This is a genomic window from Aurantiacibacter flavus (assembly GCF_039710615.1).
Lineage (GTDB): Bacteria > Pseudomonadota > Alphaproteobacteria > Sphingomonadales > Sphingomonadaceae > Alteraurantiacibacter > Alteraurantiacibacter flavus.
This window is the reverse complement of sequence record NZ_JBDLBR010000003.1, coordinates 374,815-398,525: the sequence shown is the minus strand read 5'-3', so window position 1 is coordinate 398,525 and position 23,711 is coordinate 374,815. Positions and strand designations below refer to the sequence as shown.

General features: G+C 64.9%; 23 protein-coding genes. 17 read left to right on the top strand and 6 right to left on the bottom strand.

Annotation, left to right across the window (positions count from 1 at the left end; genetic code table 11):
- Positions 1–26: 26 nt before the first annotated feature.
- From ABDJ38_RS11010 to ABDJ38_RS10990, 5 genes are all read left to right on the top strand, one after another.
- Positions 27–776 (top strand): nuclear transport factor 2 family protein, encoded by a 750-nt coding sequence (locus tag ABDJ38_RS11010; protein ID WP_346785143.1) that lies wholly within the window; start codon positions 27–29, stop codon positions 774–776.
- A 139-nt stretch (positions 777–915) separates the two neighbouring features.
- Positions 916–2,346, top strand: coding sequence for an NAD-dependent succinate-semialdehyde dehydrogenase (locus ABDJ38_RS11005; RefSeq protein WP_346785142.1), 1,431 nt, complete (start codon positions 916–918; stop codon positions 2,344–2,346).
- 11 nt (positions 2,347–2,357) lie between these two features.
- Positions 2,358–3,413, top strand: a complete 1,056-nt coding sequence (locus ABDJ38_RS11000; RefSeq protein WP_346785141.1) for an amidohydrolase family protein — start codon at positions 2,358–2,360, stop codon at positions 3,411–3,413.
- Positions 3,414–3,521: 108 nt separating this feature from the next.
- Positions 3,522–5,060, top strand: coding sequence for a benzoylformate decarboxylase (mdlC, locus tag ABDJ38_RS10995; protein WP_346785140.1), 1,539 nt, complete (start codon positions 3,522–3,524; stop codon positions 5,058–5,060).
- Positions 5,061–5,206: 146 nt separating this feature from the next.
- Positions 5,207–7,033: a DEAD/DEAH box helicase gene (locus ABDJ38_RS10990; protein WP_346785139.1), complete on the top strand. Its 1,827-nt coding sequence runs from the start codon at positions 5,207–5,209 to the stop codon at positions 7,031–7,033.
- A gap of 15 nt (positions 7,034–7,048) precedes the next feature.
- Here the strand turns inward: ABDJ38_RS10990 and ABDJ38_RS10985 are convergent, their stop codons facing one another.
- The 6 genes from ABDJ38_RS10985 to ABDJ38_RS10960 all read right to left on the bottom strand — a co-directional run bounded on the left by ABDJ38_RS10985 (position 7,049) and on the right by ABDJ38_RS10960 (position 12,710).
- Complete coding sequence (locus ABDJ38_RS10985; protein WP_346785138.1) at positions 7,049–7,618, bottom strand: superoxide dismutase family protein; 570 nt, start codon at positions 7,616–7,618, stop codon at positions 7,049–7,051.
- An 82-nt stretch (positions 7,619–7,700) separates the two neighbouring features.
- The gene (locus ABDJ38_RS10980) at positions 7,701–8,159 is read right to left on the bottom strand and encodes a nuclear transport factor 2 family protein (RefSeq protein WP_346785137.1); all 459 of its coding nucleotides are present in this window, start codon (positions 8,157–8,159) and stop codon (positions 7,701–7,703) included.
- Between the two features lie 12 nt (positions 8,160–8,171).
- Complete coding sequence (locus ABDJ38_RS10975; RefSeq protein WP_346785136.1) at positions 8,172–9,419, bottom strand: MFS transporter; 1,248 nt, start codon at positions 9,417–9,419, stop codon at positions 8,172–8,174.
- A 22-nt stretch (positions 9,420–9,441) separates the two neighbouring features.
- Positions 9,442–9,924, bottom strand: coding sequence for a DUF3237 domain-containing protein (locus tag ABDJ38_RS10970; protein WP_346785135.1), 483 nt, complete (start codon positions 9,922–9,924; stop codon positions 9,442–9,444).
- Positions 9,921–10,892, bottom strand: a complete 972-nt coding sequence (locus tag ABDJ38_RS10965) for a serine hydrolase domain-containing protein (protein WP_429771110.1) — start codon at positions 10,890–10,892, stop codon at positions 9,921–9,923. Before ABDJ38_RS10965 ends, ABDJ38_RS10970 begins: the two co-directional genes overlap by 4 nt.
- A gap of 330 nt (positions 10,893–11,222) precedes the next feature.
- Positions 11,223–12,710 carry a lignostilbene-alpha,beta-dioxygenase gene (locus tag ABDJ38_RS10960; RefSeq protein ID WP_346785133.1) on the bottom strand — a complete coding sequence of 496 codons (1,488 nt, stop codon included), beginning with the start codon at positions 12,708–12,710 and terminating at the stop codon, positions 11,223–11,225.
- 76 nt (positions 12,711–12,786) lie between these two features.
- Between ABDJ38_RS10960 and ABDJ38_RS10955 the strand changes: the two genes are divergently transcribed.
- From ABDJ38_RS10955 to ABDJ38_RS10900, 12 genes are all read left to right on the top strand, one after another.
- The gene (locus tag ABDJ38_RS10955; protein ID WP_346785132.1) at positions 12,787–13,248 is read left to right on the top strand and encodes a Saro_0803 family transcriptional regulator; all 462 of its coding nucleotides are present in this window, start codon (positions 12,787–12,789) and stop codon (positions 13,246–13,248) included.
- Positions 13,249–13,279: 31 nt separating this feature from the next.
- Positions 13,280–14,650 carry an MFS transporter gene (locus tag ABDJ38_RS10950; protein ID WP_346785131.1) on the top strand — a complete coding sequence of 457 codons (1,371 nt, stop codon included), beginning with the start codon at positions 13,280–13,282 and terminating at the stop codon, positions 14,648–14,650.
- Between the two features lie 22 nt (positions 14,651–14,672).
- The gene (locus ABDJ38_RS10945) at positions 14,673–15,785 is read left to right on the top strand and encodes an S-(hydroxymethyl)glutathione dehydrogenase/class III alcohol dehydrogenase (RefSeq protein WP_346785130.1); all 1,113 of its coding nucleotides are present in this window, start codon (positions 14,673–14,675) and stop codon (positions 15,783–15,785) included.
- A 22-nt stretch (positions 15,786–15,807) separates the two neighbouring features.
- Positions 15,808–16,200 (top strand): VOC family protein, encoded by a 393-nt coding sequence (locus ABDJ38_RS10940; protein WP_346785329.1) that lies wholly within the window; start codon positions 15,808–15,810, stop codon positions 16,198–16,200.
- A 142-nt stretch (positions 16,201–16,342) separates the two neighbouring features.
- Positions 16,343–16,723: a VOC family protein gene (locus tag ABDJ38_RS10935; RefSeq protein ID WP_346785129.1), complete on the top strand. Its 381-nt coding sequence runs from the start codon at positions 16,343–16,345 to the stop codon at positions 16,721–16,723.
- Between the two features lie 18 nt (positions 16,724–16,741).
- The gene (locus ABDJ38_RS10930) at positions 16,742–17,122 is read left to right on the top strand and encodes a VOC family protein (protein ID WP_346785128.1); all 381 of its coding nucleotides are present in this window, start codon (positions 16,742–16,744) and stop codon (positions 17,120–17,122) included.
- Positions 17,123–17,132: 10 nt separating this feature from the next.
- The gene (gene fghA / locus ABDJ38_RS10925) at positions 17,133–17,972 is read left to right on the top strand and encodes an S-formylglutathione hydrolase (RefSeq protein ID WP_346785127.1); all 840 of its coding nucleotides are present in this window, start codon (positions 17,133–17,135) and stop codon (positions 17,970–17,972) included.
- Entirely contained in the window at positions 17,969–18,397 is a 429-nt protein-coding gene (locus tag ABDJ38_RS10920; protein WP_346785126.1) for an NAD(P)H-dependent oxidoreductase subunit E, read from the top strand. The genes fghA and ABDJ38_RS10920 overlap by 4 nt, the downstream gene beginning before the upstream one ends.
- Positions 18,394–19,941 carry an NADH-ubiquinone oxidoreductase-F iron-sulfur binding region domain-containing protein gene (locus ABDJ38_RS10915; RefSeq protein ID WP_346785125.1) on the top strand — a complete coding sequence of 516 codons (1,548 nt, stop codon included), beginning with the start codon at positions 18,394–18,396 and terminating at the stop codon, positions 19,939–19,941. The genes ABDJ38_RS10920 and ABDJ38_RS10915 overlap by 4 nt, the downstream gene beginning before the upstream one ends.
- Positions 19,941–20,459: a molybdenum cofactor guanylyltransferase gene (gene mobA / locus ABDJ38_RS10910; RefSeq protein WP_346785124.1), complete on the top strand. Its 519-nt coding sequence runs from the start codon at positions 19,941–19,943 to the stop codon at positions 20,457–20,459. Before ABDJ38_RS10915 ends, mobA begins: the two co-directional genes overlap by 1 nt.
- Position 20,460: 1 nt before the next feature.
- On the top strand, positions 20,461–23,307 hold the full coding sequence (gene fdhF, locus ABDJ38_RS10905) for a formate dehydrogenase subunit alpha (RefSeq protein WP_346785123.1): 2,847 nt from the start codon (positions 20,461–20,463) through the stop codon (positions 23,305–23,307).
- Positions 23,307–23,582 (top strand): formate dehydrogenase subunit delta, encoded by a 276-nt coding sequence (locus ABDJ38_RS10900; protein WP_346785122.1) that lies wholly within the window; start codon positions 23,307–23,309, stop codon positions 23,580–23,582. Before fdhF ends, ABDJ38_RS10900 begins: the two co-directional genes overlap by 1 nt.
- The last annotated feature ends 129 nt before the right edge of the window (positions 23,583–23,711 follow it).

The window sequence follows — 23,711 nt, the reverse complement described above, 5'->3', positions numbered from 1 at the left end:
ACAACATACGAATTGGGAGACTCGTGATGTCCGAAGTCCGCATCGCCGCGCTGGAGGCGAAGCTCGCCGATATGGAGCAGCGCCTCGCCCGCCGCGAGGACGAGTTGGATGTGCGCTCGCTGCAGTATCTTTACGGGTATCTGATCGACAAATGCATGTACGATCAGGTGGTGGACCTGTTCTCCGACGATGGCGAGGTGCGCTTCTTCGGCGGGGTGTGGAAGGGCAAGGAGGGCGTGCGCCGCCTCTATGTCGACCGCTTCCGCAAGCGCTTCACGCACGACACCAACGGCCCGGTCAACGGCTTCCTGCTTGACCACCCGCAAATCCAGACCATCATCACCGTCTCAAACGACGGCCAGATGGCGTGGCTTCGCGGGCGGAGCACGATGCAGGCCGGGCGCCACCGCGATTTCACGCACCCCGAGCTGGGCCTGAACGAGCGCCAGTGGTGGGAAGGCGGGCTCTACGAGAACATTTACAAGAAAGGCACCGACGGCAAGTGGCGCATCCATGTGCTCAACTACTTCCCGCACTGGCACGCCGATTTCGACAAGGGCTGGAGCAAGACCGACGCCGAATACGTGCCCTTCCCCAAGGTGCTTTATCCCGAAGACCAGTCCGGCCCCGATGCGCTGATCGACGATCACTGGTTGTGGCCCACGCACAAGCTGCTGCCGTTCCACATGAAGCACCCGATCACCGGTGAGGAAATGCTCGCCGAACGCTGGGAAGGCGACCGTGAACACGACGAGGCGCTGGCGGCGAAAGACTGAACCGAACACCACAGCCCGCTCGCCCTGAGCTTGTCAAAGAGCTCTCTTGCTTGCGAGCTGGCACGAAACCAAAGCGAAAGAACGGCCCTTCGCCAAGCTCGGGACGAGCGATCGAGAGGCCTGATTGGAGACCTGATAAATGACCGACTACCCCTCCCTCCACATGATCATCAACGGCGAACAGGTGTCCGGCGGTGGCCGCCGCACCTTCGACGTGGTGAACCCAGTCACCGGCGAGACGCTGGCCGAACTGCCGCTGGCCGACAAGGCCGACCTCGACCGCGCGCTTGAAGTGGCAGACGAAGGCTTCAAGCTCTGGCGCAAGTCCACCCCGCAGGAACGCGCCGCCGTGCTCGAAGGCGCGGCCCGCCTGATGGTCGAGCGCGCCGACGACCTCGCCCGGATCGCGACGATGGAAGAGGGCAAGCCCGTCGCCGAGGCCAAGATCGAAGTCATGATGAACGTCGGGCTGTTCAAGTTCTACGCCGGCGAGTGCTTCCGTCTCTATGGCCGCGAACTGGTGCGCCCGGTGGGCCAGCGCTCGGTCGTCCGGCACGAGCCGATCGGCCCGGTCGCCGCCTTCGCGCCGTGGAACTTCCCGCTCGGCAATCCGGGCCGCAAGCTGGGCGCGCCGATTGCGGCGGGCTGTTCGGTGATCCTCAAGAGCGCCGAAGAGGCCCCCGCCTCCGCGCTCGGCGTGCTCCAGTGCCTGCTTGATGCCGGTCTGCCCAAGCAGGTCGCGCAGGCCGTATTCGGCGTGCCCGACGAAGTTTCGAGCCACCTGCTCGCTTCGCCGATCATCCGCAAGCTCTCGTTCACCGGCTCGACCGTGGTGGGCAAGCACCTCGTGAGGCTTGCTGCCGACAACATGATCCGCACCACTATGGAGCTGGGCGGCCACGGCCCGGTGCTGATCTTCGACGATGCCGATGTCGAGGCAGCGCTCGCCACCGCCGCGCCGGGCAAGACGCGCAACGCAGGGCAGGTCTGCGTCAGCCCCACGCGCTTCATCGTGCAGGAAAACGTGTTCGAGAAGTTCCGCGACGGCATGGCCGAGCGCCTCGCCGCGACCAAGGTCGGCAACGGGCTTGAAGACGGCGTGCAGATGGGGCCGATGGCGAACCCTCGCCGCCCTGAGGCAATGGAGAAGTTCATCGCCAATGCCGTCGACAAGGGCGCACGGCTCAACACCGGCGGCGAGCGGATCGGCAATCAGGGCTTTTTCTTCCAGCCAACCGTGCTCAGCGAGATTCCGCTCGATGCCGACGTGATGAACGAAGAGCCGTTCGGCCCGCTGGCGCTGATCAACCCCTACCGCACCGAGGAGGAGATGATCGCCGAGGCCAACCGCCTGCCCTACGGCCTTGCGGCCTACAACTGGACCCGCGACGCCGCGCGCCAGCGCCGCCTCGGCGATGCGATCGAGGCCGGGATGGTCGGCATCAACACCCACATGATCGGCGGAGCCGATGCGCCGTTCGGCGGGGTGCAGTGGTCGGGCCACGGCAGCGAGGACGGCCCCGAGGGCGTACTCGCCTGCATGGTCACCAAGACCGTACACGAAGCTTGAGAGGAACCGACATGACCGAACCACTGCTGACCGGTGGCCAAAAAGGCTACCTGCGCATCGCCACCGAAGAGGCCTTCGCCACGCAGGAGCAACTCGACGCGATCATGCGTCTGGTGAAGGAAGGCCGCGCCGACAAGGGCACGATGAACCTGTGGGGCTTCTATGGAACGTCGCCTTCGGAGCGCACCACTTTCATCCGCGAGCGACTGCTCGATCTGGGTGAGCTGCGCATCAAGGCGATGGACGATGCCGGGATCGACAAGGCCGTGCTGGCACTCACCAGCCCCGGCGTGCAATCGCTGTTCGACCTCGACGAGGCGCGCGGCATTGCGAGCCGCGCCAACGATCACCTCAAGGCTGCCTGCGAACGCTATCCCGATCGCTTCATCGGCATGGCGGCAGTCTGCCCGCAGGACGCCGAATGGTCGGCCACCGAGCTGAAGCGCGCCAAGGAGGAACTGGGCTTCGTCGGCGTGCAGATCAACTCGCACACCCACGGCCACTATCTCGACGAGCCGCAGTTCGATCCGATCCTGCGTGCCTGCGCCGAGCTGGACATGCCGCTCTACATCCACCCGCAAGGCCCGCCCGACGACATGATCGGCACCATGGCCGAGGTCGGCCTCGAAGGCGCGGTGTTCGGCTTCGCGGTGGAGACGAGCTTTCACGCGCTGCGCCTGCTCACCTCGGGCGCGTTCGACCGCTACCCGTCGCTGAAGCTGGTGCTCGGCCACGGCTGCGAGGGCCTGCCGTTCTGGATCGACCGCCTCAACTTTATGCATCAGGCGGGCATCCGCTCCGGCCGCTACGAACGGATGAAGCCGCAGAACCACGAACTGCACTACTATCTGCGCAACAACGTGTGGGGCACCAACTCGGGCTTGCCGAGCCCGGCCTCGATCACGCTGATGATGGAGGTCATGGGCGAGGACCGCGTGATGTACGCGATGGACTATCCCTACCAGTATGTGCCCGATGAGGTCCGTATGCTCGACGCGATGGACCTGCCGCGCGAGACGATGAAGAAGTTCTACCAGACCAATGCGGAGGCGCTGTTCGGCATCTGAGCCGACGCTGCGCCGGGAGCGGGCTGCTGCGGCCCGCTCCGGCAAGGCCACCAGGAAGATACCCTGAACCACCGCGTGTGGGGACGAGGAAGAGGAATTTTTACGACCATGACCAACGTACGCGAAGCGGCCTACAAGGTGTTCGAGCACTTCGGGGTGGACCGATTGTTCGGCAACCCCGGCAGCACCGAGTTGCCGATGCTCAAGGGCATGCCCTTCCCCTATGTCATGGGCCTCAACGAAGCGGTGGTGATGGGTATGGCAGATGGCTTTGCGCGCGCCAGCGGCAAGCCCGCGCTGGTCAACCTGCACTCCTCCGCAGGCACGGGCCACTCGCTCGGCAACCTGTTCACCGCCTGGAAGAACAACGCCCCGATCGTGGTGACGGCAGGCCAGCAGGCGCGCTCGATCCTGCCGTTCGACCCCTTCCTCGGGGCCGAACGCCCGACTGAATTTCCGCGACCTTACGTCAAGTTCGCCATCGAGCCCGCGCGCGCCGAAGACGTGCCGCTGGCACTGGCGCGCGCCTTCGCCGTGGCGCTGACCCCGCCGATGGGCCCGGTCTTCGTCTCGATCCCGGTCGACGACTGGGAGCGCGAATGCGAGATGCCTGCCCTGCCCGATCTCACCCTGCGGACCTTCCCCGATCCCGCCGGCATCGCCAAGATCGCCGCTATGCTCGATGGCGCTAAGAACCCGGCCCTGGTGCTCGGCACCGGGGTCGCCAATGCGGGCGGATGGGACGCGGCTATTGCGCTGGCCGAAAAGACCGGCGTGAGCGTCTGGGCCGCGCCCTATGCCGCGCGCGAAGTGTTCCCCGAAACGCATCCCCAGTTTGCGGGCTTCCTCAACGCCTGGCGCGACCAGATCCGCGACTCGCTTGCCCCGCACGATGCGATCCTCGTGGTCGGCGCGCCGGTGTTCACCTATCACGTCGAAGGCTCCGGCCCGCACTGGCCCGAAGGCGCGGAGCTGATGGCGTTGAGCGACGATCCGAACCATCTTTCGAACCTGCCCGGCGGGGCCGGCGTGCTGGGCGATCCGAAAGCGGCGCTCACCATGCTGGCCGATAGCGTCAAGGCTGGCACCTTCTCCGGCACGAGCCACCAGCTGATCGACCCCGACCCCGACATGACCGCGCCCTACGTGCTCAAGCGCATCGCGGCGCTGCGCCCGGACAACGCCGTGATCGTGGAAGAGGCCCCCACCGCGCGCGGGCCGGAGCATGTCACCCTGCCGATCACCCGCGAGGGCGGCTTTTTCACCTGTGCCAGCGGCGGCCTCGGCCACTCGCTGCCCGCCGCCGTGGGGGTGGCCTTGGGCCAGCAGGACAAGGTCGTGGCCGTACTCGGCGATGGCTCCGCGATGTACACCATCCAGGGCCTGTTCACCGCCTTTCAGGAAAAGGCGAATGTCAGCTTCGTGGTGCTCAACAATTCGGCCTATGCCGCGCTGACCGGGTTTTCGAGCGAATTCGGGATGAACCACGTGCCCGGCTGCGACCTTGCCGGGCTCGATTTTGCCAAGCTTTCCGAAGGGCTTGGTGTGCCTTCGCGGCGGGTCGACAGCGTCGATTCGCTTGATGCAGCGCTGGGCTGGTCGATGGCGGAAAGCGGGCCGACTTTGCTCGACGTGCGGATCAAATAGGCCGGGTTAATAATTTCGCACTGAGCGAAACGGCAATTTGCGTGTAGGGCGCGCGGCGTGAGCGGCTGCGCGCGCCGATGATTCGCGCGCCTCGATGCCGCAACCTGCCACGATCCGCTGGCCTCCTAGAACGAAAGTCTCCCTGTTTGTCCTTTCCTGACCTGCCGTCCGTCATTGCCTCCGCGCTCGAAGAAAAGGGCTATACCGAACTCACGCCCGTCCAGTCGCAGGTGCTCGTTCCCGAAGCCGAGGGACGCGACCTGCTGGTCTCCGCCCAGACCGGCTCGGGCAAGACCGTCGCCTTTGGCCTTGCCTTCTCCAGCGATCTGCTCGGGCCCGACGGGCGGGTGCCGCGCGATGGCAAGCCGCTGGCGCTGGTGATCGCGCCCACCCGCGAACTGGCGTTGCAGGTCAGCCGCGAACTCGCCTGGCTCTATCGCAACGCGGGCGCACACATCGCCACCTGCGTGGGCGGGATGGACCCGAGCAAGGAACGCCGCAACCTTGCGGGCGGGGCGCAGATCGTGGTTGGCACGCCGGGCCGCCTGCGCGATCATCTCGAACGCGGAGCGCTCGACCTTTCCGCCTTGCGCGCCGTGGTGCTCGACGAAGCCGACGAAATGCTCGATATGGGCTTTCGCGAGGAACTGGAAGAAATCCTCGACGCCACGCCCGAAGGCCGCCGTTCGTTGCTGTTCTCGGCCACCTTGCCGCGCACGATCGTCAACCTCGCGACCCGTTACCAGCGCAATGCCCTGCGCATCTCGACCGTTGGGGAAACACGCGGACACGGCGATATCGCCTACCAGGCGATCACCGTGGCCCCGCCCGAGGTGGAGAATGCGGTGGTCAACCTGCTGCGCTTCCACGAGGCCGAGACCGCGATCCTGTTCTGCGCCACCCGCGAAAAGGTGCGCCACCTCACCGCGATTTTGCAGGAGCGCGGCTTTGCCGTTGTAGCCCTCTCAGGCGAACACACCCAGTCCGAGCGCAACCAGGCGATGCAGGCGCTGCGCGACCGCCGCGCCCGCGTCTGCGTGGCGACCGACGTAGCCGCGCGCGGGATCGACCTGCCCGGCGTCTCGCTGGTGATCCACGTCGAGATTCCGCGCGATGCCGAGGCTCTGCAGCACCGTTCGGGCCGCACCGGACGCGCGGGCAAGAAGGGCATCGCCGCACTGCTCGTGCCATGGCCGCGCCGTCGCCGTGTGGAGAGCATGTTGCGCGGTGCAAAGATCGAAGCCGAATGGATCGATCCGCCGAGCGCGCAGATGATCCGCCAGCAGGATCACGCAAGGCTCCTGGAGAAGCTGCTCGCCCCCGTCGAAATCGAGGAGGACGACCGCGCCCTCGCCCGTGAACTGCTTGACCGCCGCAGCCCCGACGAGCTGGCCGCCATGCTGGTGCAGGCACACCGCGCGCGCCAGCCGCAGCCAGAAGAGCTGACCGCCAACACCCCCGAGGCGCGCGAAAATGCCCGCGCGCAGCGTCACCGTCCGGGTTTCGAGGATACCGTGTGGTTCAAGCTCGATGTCGGGCGCAGCAACGGGGCTGACCCGAAGTGGATCCTGCCCGTTGTGTGCCGCCGCGGGCACATCTCGAAGAACGAAATCGGGGCGATCCGCATCGGTCCGCAGGAAACCTTCGTAGAGATTCCGCGTGCTGTGGCCGACAAGTTCGCCGACGCCGCGCGACGGACCGGCGAAACCGAGCGCGAAGCAGGCGAGGAATCGATCGGGATCGAACTGTCCGATCATGCCCCGCGGGACATGGCGCGTCAGAACCGGCGCATGGGTCGCGGCGATCGCGATGGCGGCTCGGCCCCGGTCAAGCCGAGGCCCTTCCGCTCGGGTGGGTTCAAGCCCGGCAAGGGCGGCGGCCCCGGCAAGGCGCAGGGCGCCAAGCCGGGGAAACGCTTCGGCAAGCCCGGCGGGAAGCCGGGCAAGCCATTCAACAAGAAACCACGCGACTAGGCCGCGCGGCTGGCATCAGCCTGCGGTGAAAACGCCGCAGGCGATGCGATCACCGCTGTCGCCTGAAGGATCGGTGGTCTGATCGTCCTCGCCAGCGTGGACGATGAAGGCCGAGCCATCTTCATCCATCAGGCCGTCGAAGGTCGCCGACATGGCGAGCATGTAAGTAAGCGAACCGGTGCCATCGGCGCCGATTTCGAGGTTGGGCATGTCGCCCGCGTGCTGACCATCATCGCCTTCAAGGCCGTGCATCGATTCGTCGGGGTTCCAGTGCCCGCCCGCTGCGGCAAAGCCATCGTCGCACGAGCCGACGGTGTGGACGTGCACGCCGTGCAGGCCCTCAGGCATGTTCATCGCCGAAACGTCGATGGTGATCCCGCCGGCAGAGCCAGTGGCAGTGACGGTGCCGACTTCCTCGCCATCGGCAGTAAGCAGCGTGGCCGTGGCGGATTCGCCGGCCCCACTGGCAGCGCCACCTTCCATCGCCATGCCGTCGGCAGCGGGTTCTTCGGCAGCGTCATTGCCGCCGCAGGCAGCGAGCGAGGCAGCGCCGAGGGCGAGCAGGGGTAGAGCGAATTTACGCATGGAGGACTCCTTTTTGTCGGTTGCACCTGATTAAACAAGCAGGCGGGTACAGGTTCCGAACCTAGGGCAATGAGGCCAGATGTCACCCCCGCTGTGAAAACCTTTCGAGCACTTCGCCGCCCCAGGCCATGATCTGTTTGGAGGCAAGGAGATACCGGTTGCCCTGCTTCACCACCACGTCGCGCACATGGCCGCTCCAATGCATCATCGTGCCCTCGCCGGGGCGGGTGATCGTGCTCATGGCATAGGCGAGCACGACCCAGCAGTCGGCACGGCCCTCGGGGTCGGGCTCGTAGATGAGGTTGCCGAAATGGTGCTGGTGGCCGGGAAAATCGGGCCGCTCGTGGAAGCGCAGCACCAGCTTGCGGATTTCTTCGCGGCCTTCGCGAATCTCGATGCCATTGGCCCCTTCCTCGTAGGCGCGGGCGTCGGCGGTGTAGCAATCGAGATAGCCCTCGGTGTCCCCCACATCGAGCGCACGATAATACCGCGCGAAGAGCTGGCGGATGGCGAGATCGTCTTCGGGCGTGGGCAAGGTCATACAGGTCTCCGATCAGGCAGGGGATAGGGCGGAACGGCGGGCAAGCACGTGAGGCGCAGTCTCACGCAGCGCCAGCGCGACGAGCGTGCCGCCAAGCGCCAGCGACACCAGCAGCCAGCACACCGCTTGCAAGCCGTAAGCGTCGGACAGCGAGCCAGCGATGGTTGGCGCCAGCACACCGCCCAGCACCTCGCCCACGCCCATCACGATACCCATGGCAGTCGCGGCGCGGGCCGGGTCGACGCTTTCGGCGGGCACGGTCGCCATGAACATCGGGAAGATGCCGTTGAAGGCCCAGCCGGCAAAGAAGATCGCCGCCATGGCCACGAAGGCCCCGTCGAACAGCAGCGCGCCAAGCGGCAGGATCACGCCCGAGAGGGTAAAGCCAACCATCACCGGTCGCCGCCCCAACCGGTCGGACAGGGCGGGCACCAGAAACCCGCAAACCGCGCTCGCGATGCCGAGCACCGCCATCAGCCATGCTGCATCGCCCTCGGAATATCCGCGCAGCTGCACCATCACCAGCGGCATGAAGGCCCAGGTGACGACAAGATAGGCCACCAGCAAGATCGCCAGCAGCGCGCAGACGACCACGTTACGCTCGCTCGCCACTTCGAGCAGTGGCGGCCTTGCGCCGGGCGCAGGCACCGGCCTCGGCGGCAACTGGCGCTCGATCACGAACAACCAGATCAGCAGCGCCGAGATCACCCCCGGTATGGCGGCGATGAAGAATGCATTTCGCCAGCCGTAGGCAAGCGCAATCGGCACCAACACCAGCGGAGCGACCGAAGAGCCGAGGATGCTGGAACCGAGGTTCTGGGTGACGCCCATGGCCAGCCCTCGGTGCTTCGGCTCAACCTCGTGGACCACCATCGCATGGCTGATCGGCATCACCCCGCCCTCGCTCAGCCCCATCAAGAGCCTCGCGCCGAGCAGCATCAGGAAGCCGGTCGCGAGGCCCGAAACGACCGAGCAGACCGAGAAGATCAACGTCGAAACGAGGATCAGGATCTTGCGTTTTCCGGTCTTGTCGGAAAGCCAACCGACGAAAATTGCCGCCAGCGCCCATGTCAGCGAGAGCGCCGAGCCAAGCAGCCCAACCTCGGTGTAGCTCAGCCCCAGCTCGGGCTGGATGAAGGGCATCAGAAAATTGAGCGCGTTGCGATCAAAGAACAGGATGCCGAAGTTCAGGCACAACAGGCTCACCAGCAGGATCTGATACCTGCGGCTGGCCGATCCGGCGGCGTCTTGTGCGCCCATGCCCTCTCCCCACAGGTATCGGTCAGGTCACGCGCCAGACCCACAGCTTGATCGACGAAGCAAAACGCGCGCCCGAGCAGATGAAGATCGAGCGGTTCATCCACTCGTAGGGGCCAGCCGGCGCAATGAATTCGGGAATAGTGCGGAAATAGTATTCGCTCGGATCGACCTCATCGCCGCGGCGCAGGCGGTCCATCACCTCGGGCGGGCCGTGGCGCAGGCCCTTGTTGCGGATCTGGATGATCGCGCCATCGTCGGTCTCGATGGCGTAAATGGCGTCGGCCACGGTTACGCCATCGGGGCGGGTAAGCTGCCAGTCGGCCGAATTGCCCATCAGCTTGCCGCTTATCTTCGGGCCTTTGACATAGCCGCCATCGCAGATCGGAATGATCCGGCGCGTGCCGTCGACCACCGGGCCGATCTCCCGCGGGGGCTCCAGCGCGCCTCCGGCCTCATAAACGAATTCAAGGCCGGGTTTGTATTTCTCGAAGTCGGGTTCACTCATTGCATGGGCTTTCTGGCAATTGCGGCAAAGTAGGAAAGGACGTCGGCGTCCACGCCCTCAGGCGGGACGGGTGGATAGTAGCTGAGCTTGACGATCACGGTGCGAGTCTCGGGGTGGACATAGACCAACTGCCCGGCCAGCCCGACTGCGGCATAGGCGCCCGGCTCGTTGTCGACCTGCCAGGTCTGCAAGCCATAGCCGGGAAAGCCCGCGTCCGCTGGCATGCCGGTGGGCTTCATCGTGCTCATCTGCGCGGTCCAGCCAACGGGCAGGACCTGATCGGCGCCCACCTTGCCTTCGTCGAGCAGCATCTGCCCGAGCCGCCCCCAGTCGCGCAGGACGGCGTTGAAGCCCATGCCGTTGAGTGCGCGGCCCGTGCCGACAGGGCCGTCGGCGAGGAAATGCGCGCCCGCCTCGGCCCCGAGCGGCTGCCAGAGCCGCTCTTCCATCAGGTCTTCGATCCTGCGGCCCGTCGCCTCTTCGAGCACCCAGCCGAGGACGGCGGTGTCGAGCGTGGCATAGTTGAACTGCGCGCCCGGTTCGCTGCGCTGGTCGATGCCGACGGCGAAATCAGCGAAGCGCGCTTCGTTGCGGATGATCGCCGTTTCGTGGATGCGCCCGGCAAGGCTCGGGTTCTCGCCGAAGTCGTAGCGCTCCTCGATCGCCGCGCCGCTGCGCATTTCGAGCACATTGCGGATCGTGGCCGCGCCGTAGGCCCCGTCAGCCAGCGCCGGGACATAGCGGCTGACCGGATCATCAAGGCTGGCGATCTCGCCGCGATCCAGCGCCTGCCCGATCAGCATGGCGGTGATCGTCTTGGTCATCGAGAAGCCGATGTGCGGCGTCGCGGCGTCCATCCGGTTGCGATAGTCTTCGAAGACAATCTTGCCGTCTCGCAGCACCAGCAGGGCATTGGTGAAGGTGCCCTCGGCCCATGCGTCATAGCTGACCGGCTGACCCGCAAGCATGGCTTGCGGCAGCACCAGGTCGCCGCCGTGGGGCAGCGGGCGCGCGTCTTCGGGCGCGGCCACCGTGCGGAAGGCCAGAACCTCCTGCGTGTTGCGGAAGGTGAAAGCGTTGACCTCGGGATTGAGCAATTGCCACCGCATAGCGATGGTGGCGGGCGACGGCGGCAAACTGCCGACGACTTCAGCCTCGGTCACGGTTTCATCTGGCTGCGCCAGCGCAGGCGCACCCGCTATCAGTATAGCTGCCCCGGCGACCCGCAACAGCATAGGCGTCAATTTGGTCATTGTGTTCTCTCCCTCGGCAGGGTGTGCCGGGGAGAGAACCAAAGATCAAGCGGGCTCGGGCTGCTTCGCCTTCAACCCGATGTCCTCGCTGAGGGCAAAGTTGCCGTGCAGGCCGAACCGCAACCGGATCGGTACGTGGACTGTTGCCACCGGTCCCTTCTCGATGTCGAGCGCATCGAAGATCAGCAGGTCGGAATTGTGATCGGCCAGCCGGTTGCAGATCATCACGATCCAGCCGTCGCCTTCGGGAGCGTCTTTCGAACGCGGGATGAAACACGGCTCTTGCATCGAGGAGACCGGGCCGCACCACCAGTGCTGCTCGGCGCCGGTTTCCAGATCCTTCAGGAACAGGCAGTTCATCAGGAACCCGCCGGCGCTGCCGCCCTTCAGCTCGTTGGGGCGGCTCATGTCCATCTCCAGGCCCCAGGTGTAGCGGTTCTTCACGCCAGTGAAGCGATCGTCGATGCGCGGGAACTCGCTGGCGGTGTCGGTCAACTGCTCGATCTCGGCGAAGTCCTCGCCGTTCGAGGCCATGTCGACGGTCCAGCGGGTCAGCTTGCTCATCGCCTCGGCCCCGTTGAAGGGGGCGCCATGAATGTCGGGGAAGAACGGGAACATGTTGTTCTTCGCCTCGGGGATCACGAAGTGAACCTTCGAACCTTCCTGCCAGGCGTTGACCACGTGGCTGGCGAAGCAGTTGTCGCGCTTGAACCAGCGGATGTCTTCATCCTTCAGATCGTCGCGGCGCGGGATGATGCCGAGATAAACCGGCATGGTGGTGTCGAAGGCGAAATGCTCGCGCTTCTGCTCCAGGTATTCCCAGCTGCTGGTCGATGGCACGATGTGCAGCACGAGGTAATCCTCGGTGATGCCGAAGTCGTGCATCATGCAGTAGTAGGGCACCTTGAACCATTTTTCGCGGACCAGCGATCCGTCGGGCGCGACTTCCATGTAGGAGACGTCCTCGGTGCACAGGCCGCTAGCGGCATAGCCGATGGCGACCATGTTGCCGGTCGCCGGGTCGATCTTCGGGTGCGCGGTGAAGGTCTGCGACTTCATCGCCCCTTCCCAGGTCTCGAAGGCGTCGGTCTCCATCGTCGCCGGGTCCATGATCAGCGCCGGGCTGTCTTCCTTCATCGCCCACAGCTTGCCGGCGTAGATCCAGGCATTGGTGTTGGCGGTGCTCCGGATCATGCCCTTCACGCTGGGATCGTCGGTGACGGGGTTGCGATACTTGCCGAACAACCCGCGGCCCGCCTTGCGCTCGGCGTGCCACTTGTCGGTTTTGGCCCAGCGCTGTTTGAAATCGACCTGGCCATCGTGGATGTGGAAGCGGGTGATCATCCCGTCGCCGTTGAAGGCGATATCGTCGCCGAGCAGCGGCGGGAACTGCGGATCGGGCTGCACGCGGAAAAACGCGCCGTCGATTTCGGGCGGGATCGTGCCATCAACATCGAGATCCTCGATATCGGCTTCGACCCGGCTGGGGGTGTTGAACCCCGTAAAACTCGGTGTGTCTGGAAACTGCGCCATCGTCTTTCGACTCCTCTTCCTTGCGCTCGATTGTATGCTTCACTAACAAATAGGCAAGATCGACGGGATAGGAACATTGGCACAGCCTGCATTGATCGAGAGCAAGGACGGAGCGGGCGATGGGCCGGCTTCGCTCGATAGCGTGCTGGGCTTTCACATCCGCCTGGCCCACGGCGCTGTCTATCGCCATTTCAGCGAGACTTTCGCTTCGCTTGAACTGACGCAAAAGCAGGTCAGCACCTTGTGGTTGGTGGCCGAATCGCCCGGTATCGCTCAGAGTGAACTGGGCAACCGCCTGCGGATGGACCGAGCGACTGCGATGTCCATCGTCAGCCGGATGCAGGAGCGCGACTATCTTTGGCGCGAGCGCTGTCCAGCAGACGGACGCAAGCAATTGCTCCACCTGACCGGTGCTGGCAAGAAGGCGCTGGAGGAGGCGAAAGCCTGCATTAAGGAGCACGAACGCTGGCTGAAGAGCCGCTTCACTCCGGACGAAGTCAAGAAATTGGTGGAAATGCTCGCGCGAATCCACGATTAGTCCGCGCGAACTGAGGAGAGGTAAGCAAACCATGGCTGCACCGGGCGGGGGCACGAACCCCATCACTGTTATCAACGACACGCCGATGGGGGTGCGCCAATGGATCGTCGTTGTCCTGATGGTGATGCTGAACGCGCTTGACGGGTTCGACGTGTTATCGAGCGCCTTTGCCGCGCCGGGCATTTCGGCCGAATGGGGCATCGAACGTGCGGCGCTGGGCGTGGTGCTCTCGGCCGAGCTGGTCGGCATGGGCTTCGGCTCGGTGCTGCTGGGCGGCGCAGCCGACAAATATGGCCGCAAGAACACCATGCTGGTGTGCCTGCTGTTCATGGCAGCAGGCATGTGGGCCGCAGGGCACGCCAATGCGGTGACACCGCTCGTGATCTTCCGCTTCATCACCGGCATCGGCATCGGCGGCATGCTCGCCGCGACCAATGCGGTGACCGCCGAAAGCACCAACAGCAAGTGGCGCAAGGCGGCCATCGCGGTCTATGTGGCAGGCTATCCGTTGGGCGCGATCGTCGGCGGCATCGCCGCGTCGGAATGGCTGCTCGACACCTATGGGTGGCGCGGTGTGTTCGACTTCGGCGCCATCGTCACCGCAGCTCTCATCCCTGTCATCTATGCTCTGGTGCCGGAAACGGCAGCCTACAACGCCGGCAAGGGCAATGCCGAAGGCGTCAACAAGACGCTCGCGGCCTTCGGCAAGCCGCCGATTCACGACCTGCCGGCGCTCGACCTTTCCGCAAGTCGGCCCAAGGTCACCGACATCCTGTCGAACCCGCAGCTGCGCCCCGTCACACTGCTGCTGGCCTTCGGCTACATGTTCCACACCATCACCTTCTATTACATCCTCAAGTTCGCGGTGCAGATCGTGGCTGACTATCCGCCGGAATATGCCCCTTCGGAAGCTGCCACCGTTCTCACCTATGCCAATGTCGGCGGGTTCTTCGGTTCGGCGCTGTTCGGCTTCGTGATGGCACGCCTCGGCATCCGCTGGCCGACTGCGCTCATGCTGCTGCTCGGCTCGGTCGCCGTGGCCAGCTTCGGCCTGGGCCGCGATTCGCTCGATGCCTGGCAGTGGGCGACGATCATCACCGGCTTCTTCACCAATGCCGCGATCTCGGGCTACTATGCCGCCTTCGCGCGCGGCTTCCCCGCCTATGCCCGTGCCACCGGCACCGGCTTCGTGCTCGGGATCGGCCGTCTGGGTGCGGCAGGCAGCCCGCTGCTCGCGGGCACGCTGTTCACGGTGCTGGGCAATTCGGAACTTCTCACCGTCTCGATCATCATGGCCATGGGCTCGGTGATCTCGCTGGTGCTGTTCCTGATGCTGCCCGAGCGGGACGGCGACGAAACGGTCGGTGCCGCCGACCTTCCCTCCGGCACCCCGCTCGACTGAAAATCCTAGGAGACTATCCCCCATGAAAACCCGCGCAGCAGTCGCCTTCGAGGCGAAGAAGCCGCTCGAAATCGTCGAGCTCGACCTCGAAGGCCCGAAGGCTGGCGAGGTGCTGATCGAGATCATGGCGACCGGCATCTGCCACACCGACGCCTATACGCTCGACGGGCACGACAGCGAGGGGATCTTCCCCTCGGTGCTTGGCCATGAGGGCGCGGGCGTGGTGCGCGAAGTGGGCGCGGGTGTCACCTCGGTAAAGCCGGGAGACCACGTGATCCCGCTTTACACGCCCGAATGCCGCCAGTGTAAGTCGTGCCTCAGCGGCAAGACAAACCTGTGCACCGCGATCCGCGCCACGCAGGGCAAGGGCCTGATGCCCGATGGCACCACGCGCTTTTCGTACAAGGGGCAGCCGATTTATCACTACATGGGCTGCTCGACCTTCTCGAACTTCACCGTGCTGCCTGAGATCGCCGTCGCCAAGATCCGCGAAGACGCACCGTTCCAGTCGGCCTGCTATGTCGGCTGCGGCGTGACGACCGGTGTTGGCGCCGTCACCAACACCGCCAAGGTCCAGGTGGGCGACAATGTGGTAGTGTTCGGCCTTGGAGGGATCGGCCTCAACGTGATCCAGGGCGCGCGGCTGGCGGGCGCCAACATGATCGTCGGCGTCGACATCAATCCGGACCGCGAGGAATGGGGCCGCAAGTTCGGCATGACCCACTTCCTTAACACCAAGGGCATGAGCCGCGAGGACACCGTCGCCAAGATTGTCGAAATGACCGATGGCGGCGCGGACTTCACCTTCGATGCCACCGGCAACACCGACGTGATGCGCACCGCGCTCGAAGCGTGCCATCGCGGCTGGGGCACCTCGATCATCATCGGCGTGGCCGAAGCGGGCAAGGAAATCGCCACCCGCCCGTTCCAGCTGGTGACGGGGCGCAACTGGCGCGGTACGGCGTTCGGCGGGGCCAAGGGTCGCACCGACGTGCCCAAGATCGTCGACATGTACATGCAGGGCAAGATCGAGATCGACCCGATGATCACCCACGTGATGGGCCTCGAAGAGATCAACACCGCCTTCGACCTCATGCACGAAGGCAAGTCGATCCGCTCGGTCGTGGTGTTCTGAGCAAGATCGCCCGATGACCGGCTTGTTTCGTCATATGGTGCTAGGGGCAGACGATCCCGGAGCGGCGCGCGTCTTTTATGATGCGACCTTTGCCGCCATCGGGGTCGGCCCCGCCTCGCCCGACACGAAAGGCCGGTTCGTCTACCGCCACGAAGGTCAGCTGTTCATCATCGGACGGCCGATCGACGGCGAGAAGGCGACCCACGCCAATGGCGGCACGCTCGGCTTCTTTGCGCCCACCGCCGAGGCGGTCCATGCCTGGCATGCCGCCGGGCTCGCCAATGGCGGCTCGGCTTGCGAGGGCACTCCGAAAGAACGCGTGTCGCCCGCCACGGGCCAGCCGGTCACGGTCGCCTATCTGCGCGATCCGACCGGCAACAAGCTCTGCGTGGTTTACGAGCAGGAGCAGGCATAACGAAACGCAGGCCCTGCTGCGGCGCGTTGCCCCAATCTGCCCGGTCACGCATTCATTCTTTCACAAGGCCGAAAACTTCGGCTATGCGATAAACCGAGTCACGCGCGCCCTTCACGGGCAGCCTGAGAGGAGAACCCAAGCCATGTTCAACCACGTCTTCGTCGGCACAAACGATGTCGATGCTGCCCGCAAGTTCTACAACGCCACCATGAGCGTGCTGGGCCATGCCGGGCACGACATGCCGATCGGCACCGCCTACCCCAGCGAGAACGGCACCTTCATCGTCGCCACGCCCGCCAACGGCGAGGAAGCGACCTGCATGAACGGCTTCACCTTCGGCTTTCGCGCCGCCGACTACGATCAGGTTGAGGCATGGCACGCTGCCGGCCTCGCCAATGGCGGCACCGATGCGGGCGCACCGGGTTTCCGTGAAAACTCGCCGGGCAACATGTATGGTGCCTACCTGCGCGATCCCGATGGCCATAAGCTATGCGCCTTCGCGCCCAACACAGGTCCGCGCTGAGCGAAGGAGTAATTCCGAATGTACAGCCATATGATGGTCGGCTCGAACGACCTCGAAAAATCCAAGACCTTTTATGATGCCGTGTTCACCGCCATCGGTGGAGAACCAGGCAGCTACGATCCCAAGGGAAGGCTGATGTACGTCCACAAGGGCAGTGCCTTCCTCGTGACCAAGCCGATCAACGGTGAACCGGCAACCCCCTCCAACGGTAGCACCATCGGCTTTGCCATGGACAATCCCGAGCAGGCCGATGCCTGGCACGCCGCCGGCGCCGCTGCTGGCGGCACCGAGATCGAAGACGCACCGGGCATGCGCGATATGCACGGCACGAAGCTCTACCTCGCCTATCTGCGCGATCCCGATGGCCACAAGCTGTGCGCCCTCTATCGGATGGATTGAGGAGTATCTCGTGAGCCTCGAAACAATCAGCACCAACCGCGCCTTTGGCGGCACGCAGGGCGTCTACAAGCACGCCAGCAGCGCCACCGGCACCGAGATGACCTTCGCGGTCTATGTGCCTGAGCACGCCGAGGGCGCCAAGCTGCCGGTGCTGTTCTACCTTTCCGGGCTCACCTGCACCCATGCCAATGTCATGGAAAAGGGCGAATACCGCGCCGCCTGTGCCGAGCACGGCATCATCTTCGTCTGCCCCGACACCTCGCCCCGAGGTGACGATGTGCCCGACGACGAAGGCTACGACTTCGGCAAGGGCGCTGGCTTCTACGTCAACGCCACGCAAGACCCGTGGGCCACGCATTTCCACATGCGCGACTATGTCGAGAACGAGCTGCCCGCGCTGATCGCGGAGAACTTTCCCGTCGACATGGAGCGGCAGGGCATCACCGGCCACTCTATGGGCGGGCACGGCGCGCTCACCATCAGCTTGCGCAATCCGGGCCGCTACAAGTCCACCTCGGCTTTTGCGCCGATCGTTTCGCCGCTCAACTGCCCCTGGGGCGAGAAGGCGCTGACCGGCTATATCGGCGGCGACAAGGCGGCCTGGCGCGAATACGATGCCTGCGCGCTGATCGAAGACGGCGCGCGCCTGCCCGATCTGCTGGTCGATCAGGGAACCGGCGACAATTTCCTCGAAGAGCAGCTGAAGACGCGCCTGCTCGAAGAGGCCGTGGCTGCGGCAGGAATGCCCGCGACGATCCGGATGCAGGAGGGCTACGACCACTCCTATTACTTCATCTCCACCTTCATGGCCGACCATGTTGCGTGGCATGCCGAGAGGTTGAAAGCATGAGTGACAAAAGCCAGCGCATTGGCGAGATCATCGCCGCGCACGCGCACCGGGAGGGGCCGCTACTGCCGATCCTCCACGATATCCAGCACGAGTTCGGCTGCGTCGACGCCGATACCGAGGTGCTGCTGGCCAAGGGCCTCAACCTCACCCGTGCCGACATCCACGGCGTGGTGAGCTTCTACCACGACTACACTGCCGATGCCGATCCGCGCCCCGTGGTTCAGATCTGCCGCGCCGAAGCCTGCAAGGCCAATGGGGTCGAGCGGCTGATCGGTGCAGCCGAGACCGCCGCAGGCAAGCGCGTGAAGATTTCGACGGTCTACTGCCTCGGCCTGTGCAGCGCCGGGCCTGCCGCGCGCACCGGCGATGACCTCCACATCCGGCTCGACGAGAAGGCGATCACCAAGCTGATCGAAAACGCATGACCCTAGTTAAGATTTCCGATGACGCGCTCGCTCGCGCTGGTGGTGCCGACAAGCTGGCCGCCGCTTTCGAAGCCAAGGGCTGCGAAGTACACCGCACGTCGAGCTGGGGCATGCACTGGCTCGAACCCATGGTCGAGATCGACGGCAAAGGCTTTGGCCCTGCCACGCTCGACGATGTCGATGCGATCCTCGACGGGTCGAGCGACAAGGGCATCGGCGTGATCGAGGAATTCGCCTGGATCGCCAATCAAACCCGCCTCACCTTCGCGCGCGCCGGCAAGACCCGCCCGCTCAGCCTTGAGGACTATGCGGCCAACGGCGGCTGGAAGGGCCTCGAACGCGCCCGCTCGCTCGATGGCGAGCAGGTGTGCAAGGAAGTGCTCGATTCCGGTCTTCGCGGACGCGGCGGCGCAGGCTTTCCCACCGGCATCAAGTGGGAGACCGTGCGTAAGGCGGCCGGGCCGAAGAAGTACATCGTCTGCAACGCCGACGAAGGTGATAGCGGCACGTTTGCCGACCGCATGGCGATGGAAGGCGATCCGTTCCAGCTGATCGAAGGCATGGCGATTGCCGGAGCCGCCGTGGGCGCGGATCAGGGCTACATCTACGTCCGCAGCGAATACCCGGACGCGATCCGAAAGCTCAATGCCGCGCTGGACCTGTGCGGCGACACAATCGCGCCGTTCAAGTGCGAAGTGCGCGTGGGCGCAGGCGCCTATGTCTGCGGCGAGGAAACCTCGCTGCTCAATTCGCTCGAAGGCAAGCGCGGCGAAGTGCGCGCCAAGCCGCCGCTCCCCGCGCTCGAAGGCTTCATGGGCAAGCCGACCGTGGTCAACAACGTGCTCACGCTGATGGCTGTCCCGCATATCCTGCAGGAAGGCGGCGCGGCTGACTATGCGGCAAAAGGCATCGGCCGTTCGAAGGGCACCATGCCGATCCAGCTTGCCGGCAACATCAAGTATGGCGGGCTTTACGAAGCACCCTTTGGCCTGACGCTGGGCGAGCTGGTCAACGAGATCGGCGGCGGCACCTTCACCGGCAAGCCGGTCAAGGCGGTGCAGGTGGGCGGGCCATTGGGCGCCTATATCCACCCCGACCAGTTCGACCTCGCCTTCGGCTACGAAGAGTTCGCGGGCGAGGATGCGCTGATCGGCCATGCCGGGGTCACCGTGTTCGACGACAGCGCCGACATGGGCGAGATGGCCCGTTTCGCGATGGAGTTCTGCGCGGCGGAAAGCTGCGGCAAGTGCACGCCGTGCCGGATCGGCGCGGTGCGCGGGGTCGAAGTGATCGACCGTATCCGCACCGGCGGCCGCCAGCGCGACGTGCTCGAATTGCGTCCGCAGATGCACAACACCACCAAGGACAAGGGCCGCGAGGCTGCCGAGGAAGTCGGCCTGCTGACCGACCTGTGCGAAACGATGAAGTTCGGCTCGCTCTGCGCCTTGGGCGGCTTCACGCCTTACCCGGTGATGAGCGCCTTGAAGCACTGGCCGCAGGACTTCTTCGGCGAAGACGAAGTTCCAGCAGAAATGGCGGAGTAATGATCCTCGGCGCGGTCCTAGCAGGCGGCATGTCCACCCGGTTCGGCAGCGACAAGGCGCTCGCCGTGCTGGAGGGCCGTACCTTGCTGGAACGCGCGGTCGAGGTTCTGGCGCAAATGTGCGCCAAGGTCGTGATCGTGGGCCGCGCCGAAGGCCCGGCTGAATGCGTGCCCGACGCCCCGCGACCGGGCATGGGGCCGCTTGGCGGAGTGTCTGGCGCGCTCAATCATGCGCGAGATCAACAATTCGCTTCGGTGCTCACTACGTCGGTCGACAGTGTCGGCCTGCCGCAGAACCTTTTGGAACTTCTGTCGCCAGCCAGCGCCTATCTTGAAAAACAGCCCGTTATAGGGCATTGGAATATAGACGCCGCATCGATTGCTGAGCGCATCCTCCAGAGTGAAGGACGCCACTCGATGATCGCCTTTGCCAAAGCCGCCAATGCGCGCGGTGTGCAAAGTGCCTCGACGCCTGCGAACATCAATACGCCCGCGGACCTCGCGGCATTGGAGCAATAGCATGGGTTACGAACCGCAACAGGATTTCGGTACGCCGGAAGTGCAGTCCGAAGAGCAGGTCACGCTGACCATCGATGGCCGCGCCGTCACCGTGCCCGCAGGCACCAGCGTGATGCGCGCTGCCTCCGTCGCCGGTGGCCATATCCCCAAGCTCTGCGCCACCGACAACGTGAAGGCCTTTGGCTCGTGCCGCCTGTGCCTGGTCGAGATCGAGGGCGCGCGCGGCACGCCAGCCTCGTGCACCACGCCTGCCGCCGATGGCATGGTCGTGAAGACGCAGACCCCGCGCCTCGAGAAGCTGCGCAAGGGCGTGATGGAGCTGTACATCTCCGATCACCCGCTCGACTGCCTTACGTGTAGCGCCAACAACGACTGCGAGCTGCAGGACGAAGCCGCCGCCGTGGGCCTGCGCGATGTGCGCTATGGCTATGAGGGCAAGAACCACCTCGGTACCACGCCCGACAAGTCGAACCCCTATTTCTCCTTCGCTGCCGACAAGTGCATTGTCTGCTCGCGCTGCGTGCGCGCCTGCGGCGAGGTGCAGGGCACCTTCGCGCTCACCGTCGATGGGCGCGGCTTTGCCTCCGTCATCTCGGCGGGCCAGAGCGAGGACAACTTCCTCAGCTCCGAATGCGTCTCCTGCGGTGCCTGCGTGCAGGCCTGCCCGACCTCGGCGCTGATGGAGAAGAGCGTCACCGTGATCGGCAAGCCCGAGCGCGCCGTGGTCACCACCTGCGCCTATTGCGGCGTGGGCTGTGCGTTCCGTGCGGAGATGAAGGGCGAGCAGCTCGTGCGCATGGTCCCCTGGAAGGACGGCAAGGCCAACCACGGCCACTCCTGCGTGAAGGGCCGCTTCGCCTGGGGCTATGCCAACCATAAGGACCGCATCACCAAGCCGATGGTGCGCGAGAAGATCACCGATCCCTGGCGCGAAGTGAGCTGGGACGAAGCCATCGGTTTCGCCGCTGACAAGATCAAGACAATCAAAGCCGAGCATGGCGCGCGCGCACTGGGCGGCATCACCTCCAGCCGCTGCACCAACGAGGAGACCTTCCTCGTCCAGAAGCTGATCCGCGCCGGTTTCGGCTCGAACAACACCGACACCTGCGCCCGCGTCTGCCACTCGCCGACCGGCTTCGGCCTTTCGACCACCTTCGGCACCAGCGCCGGCACGCAGAACTTCGATTCGGCTGAAAAGACCGACGTCTTCCTGCTGATCGGTGCCAACCCGACCGACGCGCACCCCGTGTTCGGCAGCCGCATGAAGAAGCGCCTGCGCGAAGGCGGCAAGATCATCGTGGTCGACCCGCGCCGGATCGACCTCGTGAAGTCGCCGCACATCGAAGCTGCGCATCACCTGCCCTTGCAGCCCGGCACCAATGTCGCCGTGCTGACCAGCATCGCCCACGTGATCGTGACCGAGGGCCTGGCCGCCGAGGACTTCATCCGCGAGCGCTGCGACTGGGATGAGTATCAGGACTGGGCGCGGTTCGTTTCGCAGGAGAAGAACAGCCCCGAGTTCCTCGAAGCCGTCACCCGCGTTCCGGCGGAAACCGTGCGCGAAGCCGCGCGCCTGTTCGCCACCGGCGGCAACGGTGCGATCTACTACGGCCTCGGCGTGACCGAACACTCGCAGGGTTCCTCCACCGTGATGGCGATTGCCAACCTCGCGATGGCGACCGGCAACATCGGGCGCGAAGGCGTGGGCGTGAACCCGCTGCGCGGCCAGAACAACGTGCAGGGCGCCTGCGACATGGGCAGCTTCCCGCACGAACTGCCCGGCTATCGCCACATCTCGCAGCCCGACGTGCGCGAGCTGTTCGAGAACGACTGGGGCGTGAAGCTTGACCCGGAACCGGGTCTGCGCATCCCCAACATGCTCGATGCCGCTGTAGATGGCAGCTTCAAGGCGATCTACATCCAGGGCGAGGACATCCTCCAGTCCGATCCCGATACCAAGCACGTCTCCGCCGGCCTGGCCGCGATGGACTGCGTGATCGTGCACGATCTCTTCCTGAACGAGACCGCGCACTATGCCCACGTGTTCCTGCCGGGCAGCACCTTCCTTGAGAAGAACGGCACCTTCACCAATGCCGAACGCCGCGTGCAGGCCGTGCGCAAGGTGATGGAGCCGGCCAACGGCTATGAGGACTGGGAAGTAACCCAGCTGCTCGCCAATGCCATCGGCTGCGAGTGGAGCTACACGCATCCCGGCCAGATTCTCGATGAAATCGCACGGCTCACGCCGGGCTTCGCCGGTCTCAACTGGGACCGCGTCGATGCCAACGAGCAGCTGCAATGGCCGGTCAACGACAAGGCACCGCAGGGCTCGCCGATCATGCACGTCGATGGCTTCGTGCGCGGCAAGGGCAAGTTCGTCGTCACCGAATATGTGCCGACCGACGAGAAGACCGGCCCACGCTTCCCCCTGCTGCTGACCACCGGCCGTATCCTCAGCCAGTACAACGTCGGCGCGCAGACCCGGCGCACCGGCAACAACGTCTGGCACGAGGAGGACATCCTCGAAATGCACCCGACCGATGCCGAAAACCGCATGGTGAGCACCGGCGACTTCGTGAAGCTGGCCAGCCGTTCGGGCGAGACGACACTGCGTGTGCTTGTCACTGATCGCGTGGCGCCGGGCGTGGTTTACACCACCTTCCACCACCCCAACACGCAGGCCAACGTCGTCACCACCGACAATTCGGACTGGGCCACCAACTGCCCCGAGTACAAGGTGACGGCGGTGCAGGTCACGCCCAGCAACGGGCCGACCGAGTGGCAGGAAGACTATGCCGACCTCGCCGCCATGGCGCGCCGGATCGAAACCGTGGAGCCTGCCGAATAATGAGCACCGACAAGCTGCGCCGGATGGCCGACCAGATCGCCCGCAACTTCGAGGCGATCGGGCACGACAACGCCGTGCTGGCCACCGCCGACCACATCAACAAGTTCTGGGATCCTCGCATGAAGGCGGGGATCTTCGGTGACGACTGGTCGCAACTTTCGCCGATCGCCGCCGCCGCGATCGAGAAGCTGGCCAAGGGCGCCAACCCCGCCCCGCAGACCGGCGCGACCGAGTTCAACAAGGTCGACGAAGTCGGGCACAGCGACGCGGGCTGAGGGGGCCCACCCGAACTCCCAAAACCACCCGCTCGCCCTGAGCTTGTCGAAGGGCTGTCCTTACTTCTGGTGCCACACTCGAAGAAAAGCAGTCCTTCGACAAGCTAAGGACGAGCGGGAATTTGGCGG

Bases quoted from the DNA above. Each gene is read 5' to 3' on its own strand.
- ABDJ38_RS11010 (WP_346785143.1), top strand. From the start codon at position 27: ATGTCCGAAGTCCGCATCGCCGCGCTGGAGGCGAAGCTCGCCGATATG.
- ABDJ38_RS11005 (WP_346785142.1), top strand. From the start codon at position 916: ATGACCGACTACCCCTCCCTCCACATGATCATCAACGGCGAACAGGTG.
- ABDJ38_RS11000 (WP_346785141.1), top strand. From the start codon at position 2,358: ATGACCGAACCACTGCTGACCGGTGGCCAAAAAGGCTACCTGCGCATC.
- mdlC (WP_346785140.1), top strand. From the start codon at position 3,522: ATGACCAACGTACGCGAAGCGGCCTACAAGGTGTTCGAGCACTTCGGG.
- ABDJ38_RS10985 (WP_346785138.1), bottom strand. From the start codon at position 7,618: ATGCGTAAATTCGCTCTACCCCTGCTCGCCCTCGGCGCTGCCTCGCTC.
- ABDJ38_RS10980 (WP_346785137.1), bottom strand. From the start codon at position 8,159: ATGACCTTGCCCACGCCCGAAGACGATCTCGCCATCCGCCAGCTCTTC.
- ABDJ38_RS10975 (WP_346785136.1), bottom strand. From the start codon at position 9,419: ATGGGCGCACAAGACGCCGCCGGATCGGCCAGCCGCAGGTATCAGATC.
- ABDJ38_RS10970 (WP_346785135.1), bottom strand. From the start codon at position 9,924: ATGAGTGAACCCGACTTCGAGAAATACAAACCCGGCCTTGAATTCGTT.
- ABDJ38_RS10965 (WP_429771110.1), bottom strand. From the start codon at position 10,892: ATGCTTGCGGGTCAGCCGGTCAGCTATGACGCATGGGCCGAGGGCACC.
- ABDJ38_RS10960 (WP_346785133.1), bottom strand. From the start codon at position 12,710: ATGGCGCAGTTTCCAGACACACCGAGTTTTACGGGGTTCAACACCCCC.
- ABDJ38_RS10950 (WP_346785131.1), top strand. From the start codon at position 13,280: ATGGCTGCACCGGGCGGGGGCACGAACCCCATCACTGTTATCAACGAC.
- ABDJ38_RS10945 (WP_346785130.1), top strand. From the start codon at position 14,673: ATGAAAACCCGCGCAGCAGTCGCCTTCGAGGCGAAGAAGCCGCTCGAA.
- ABDJ38_RS10935 (WP_346785129.1), top strand. From the start codon at position 16,343: ATGTTCAACCACGTCTTCGTCGGCACAAACGATGTCGATGCTGCCCGC.
- ABDJ38_RS10930 (WP_346785128.1), top strand. From the start codon at position 16,742: ATGTACAGCCATATGATGGTCGGCTCGAACGACCTCGAAAAATCCAAG.
- ABDJ38_RS10920 (WP_346785126.1), top strand. From the start codon at position 17,969: ATGAGTGACAAAAGCCAGCGCATTGGCGAGATCATCGCCGCGCACGCG.
- ABDJ38_RS10915 (WP_346785125.1), top strand. From the start codon at position 18,394: ATGACCCTAGTTAAGATTTCCGATGACGCGCTCGCTCGCGCTGGTGGT.
- mobA (WP_346785124.1), top strand. From the start codon at position 19,941: ATGATCCTCGGCGCGGTCCTAGCAGGCGGCATGTCCACCCGGTTCGGC.
- fdhF (WP_346785123.1), top strand. From the start codon at position 20,461: ATGGGTTACGAACCGCAACAGGATTTCGGTACGCCGGAAGTGCAGTCC.
- ABDJ38_RS10900 (WP_346785122.1), top strand. From the start codon at position 23,307: ATGAGCACCGACAAGCTGCGCCGGATGGCCGACCAGATCGCCCGCAAC.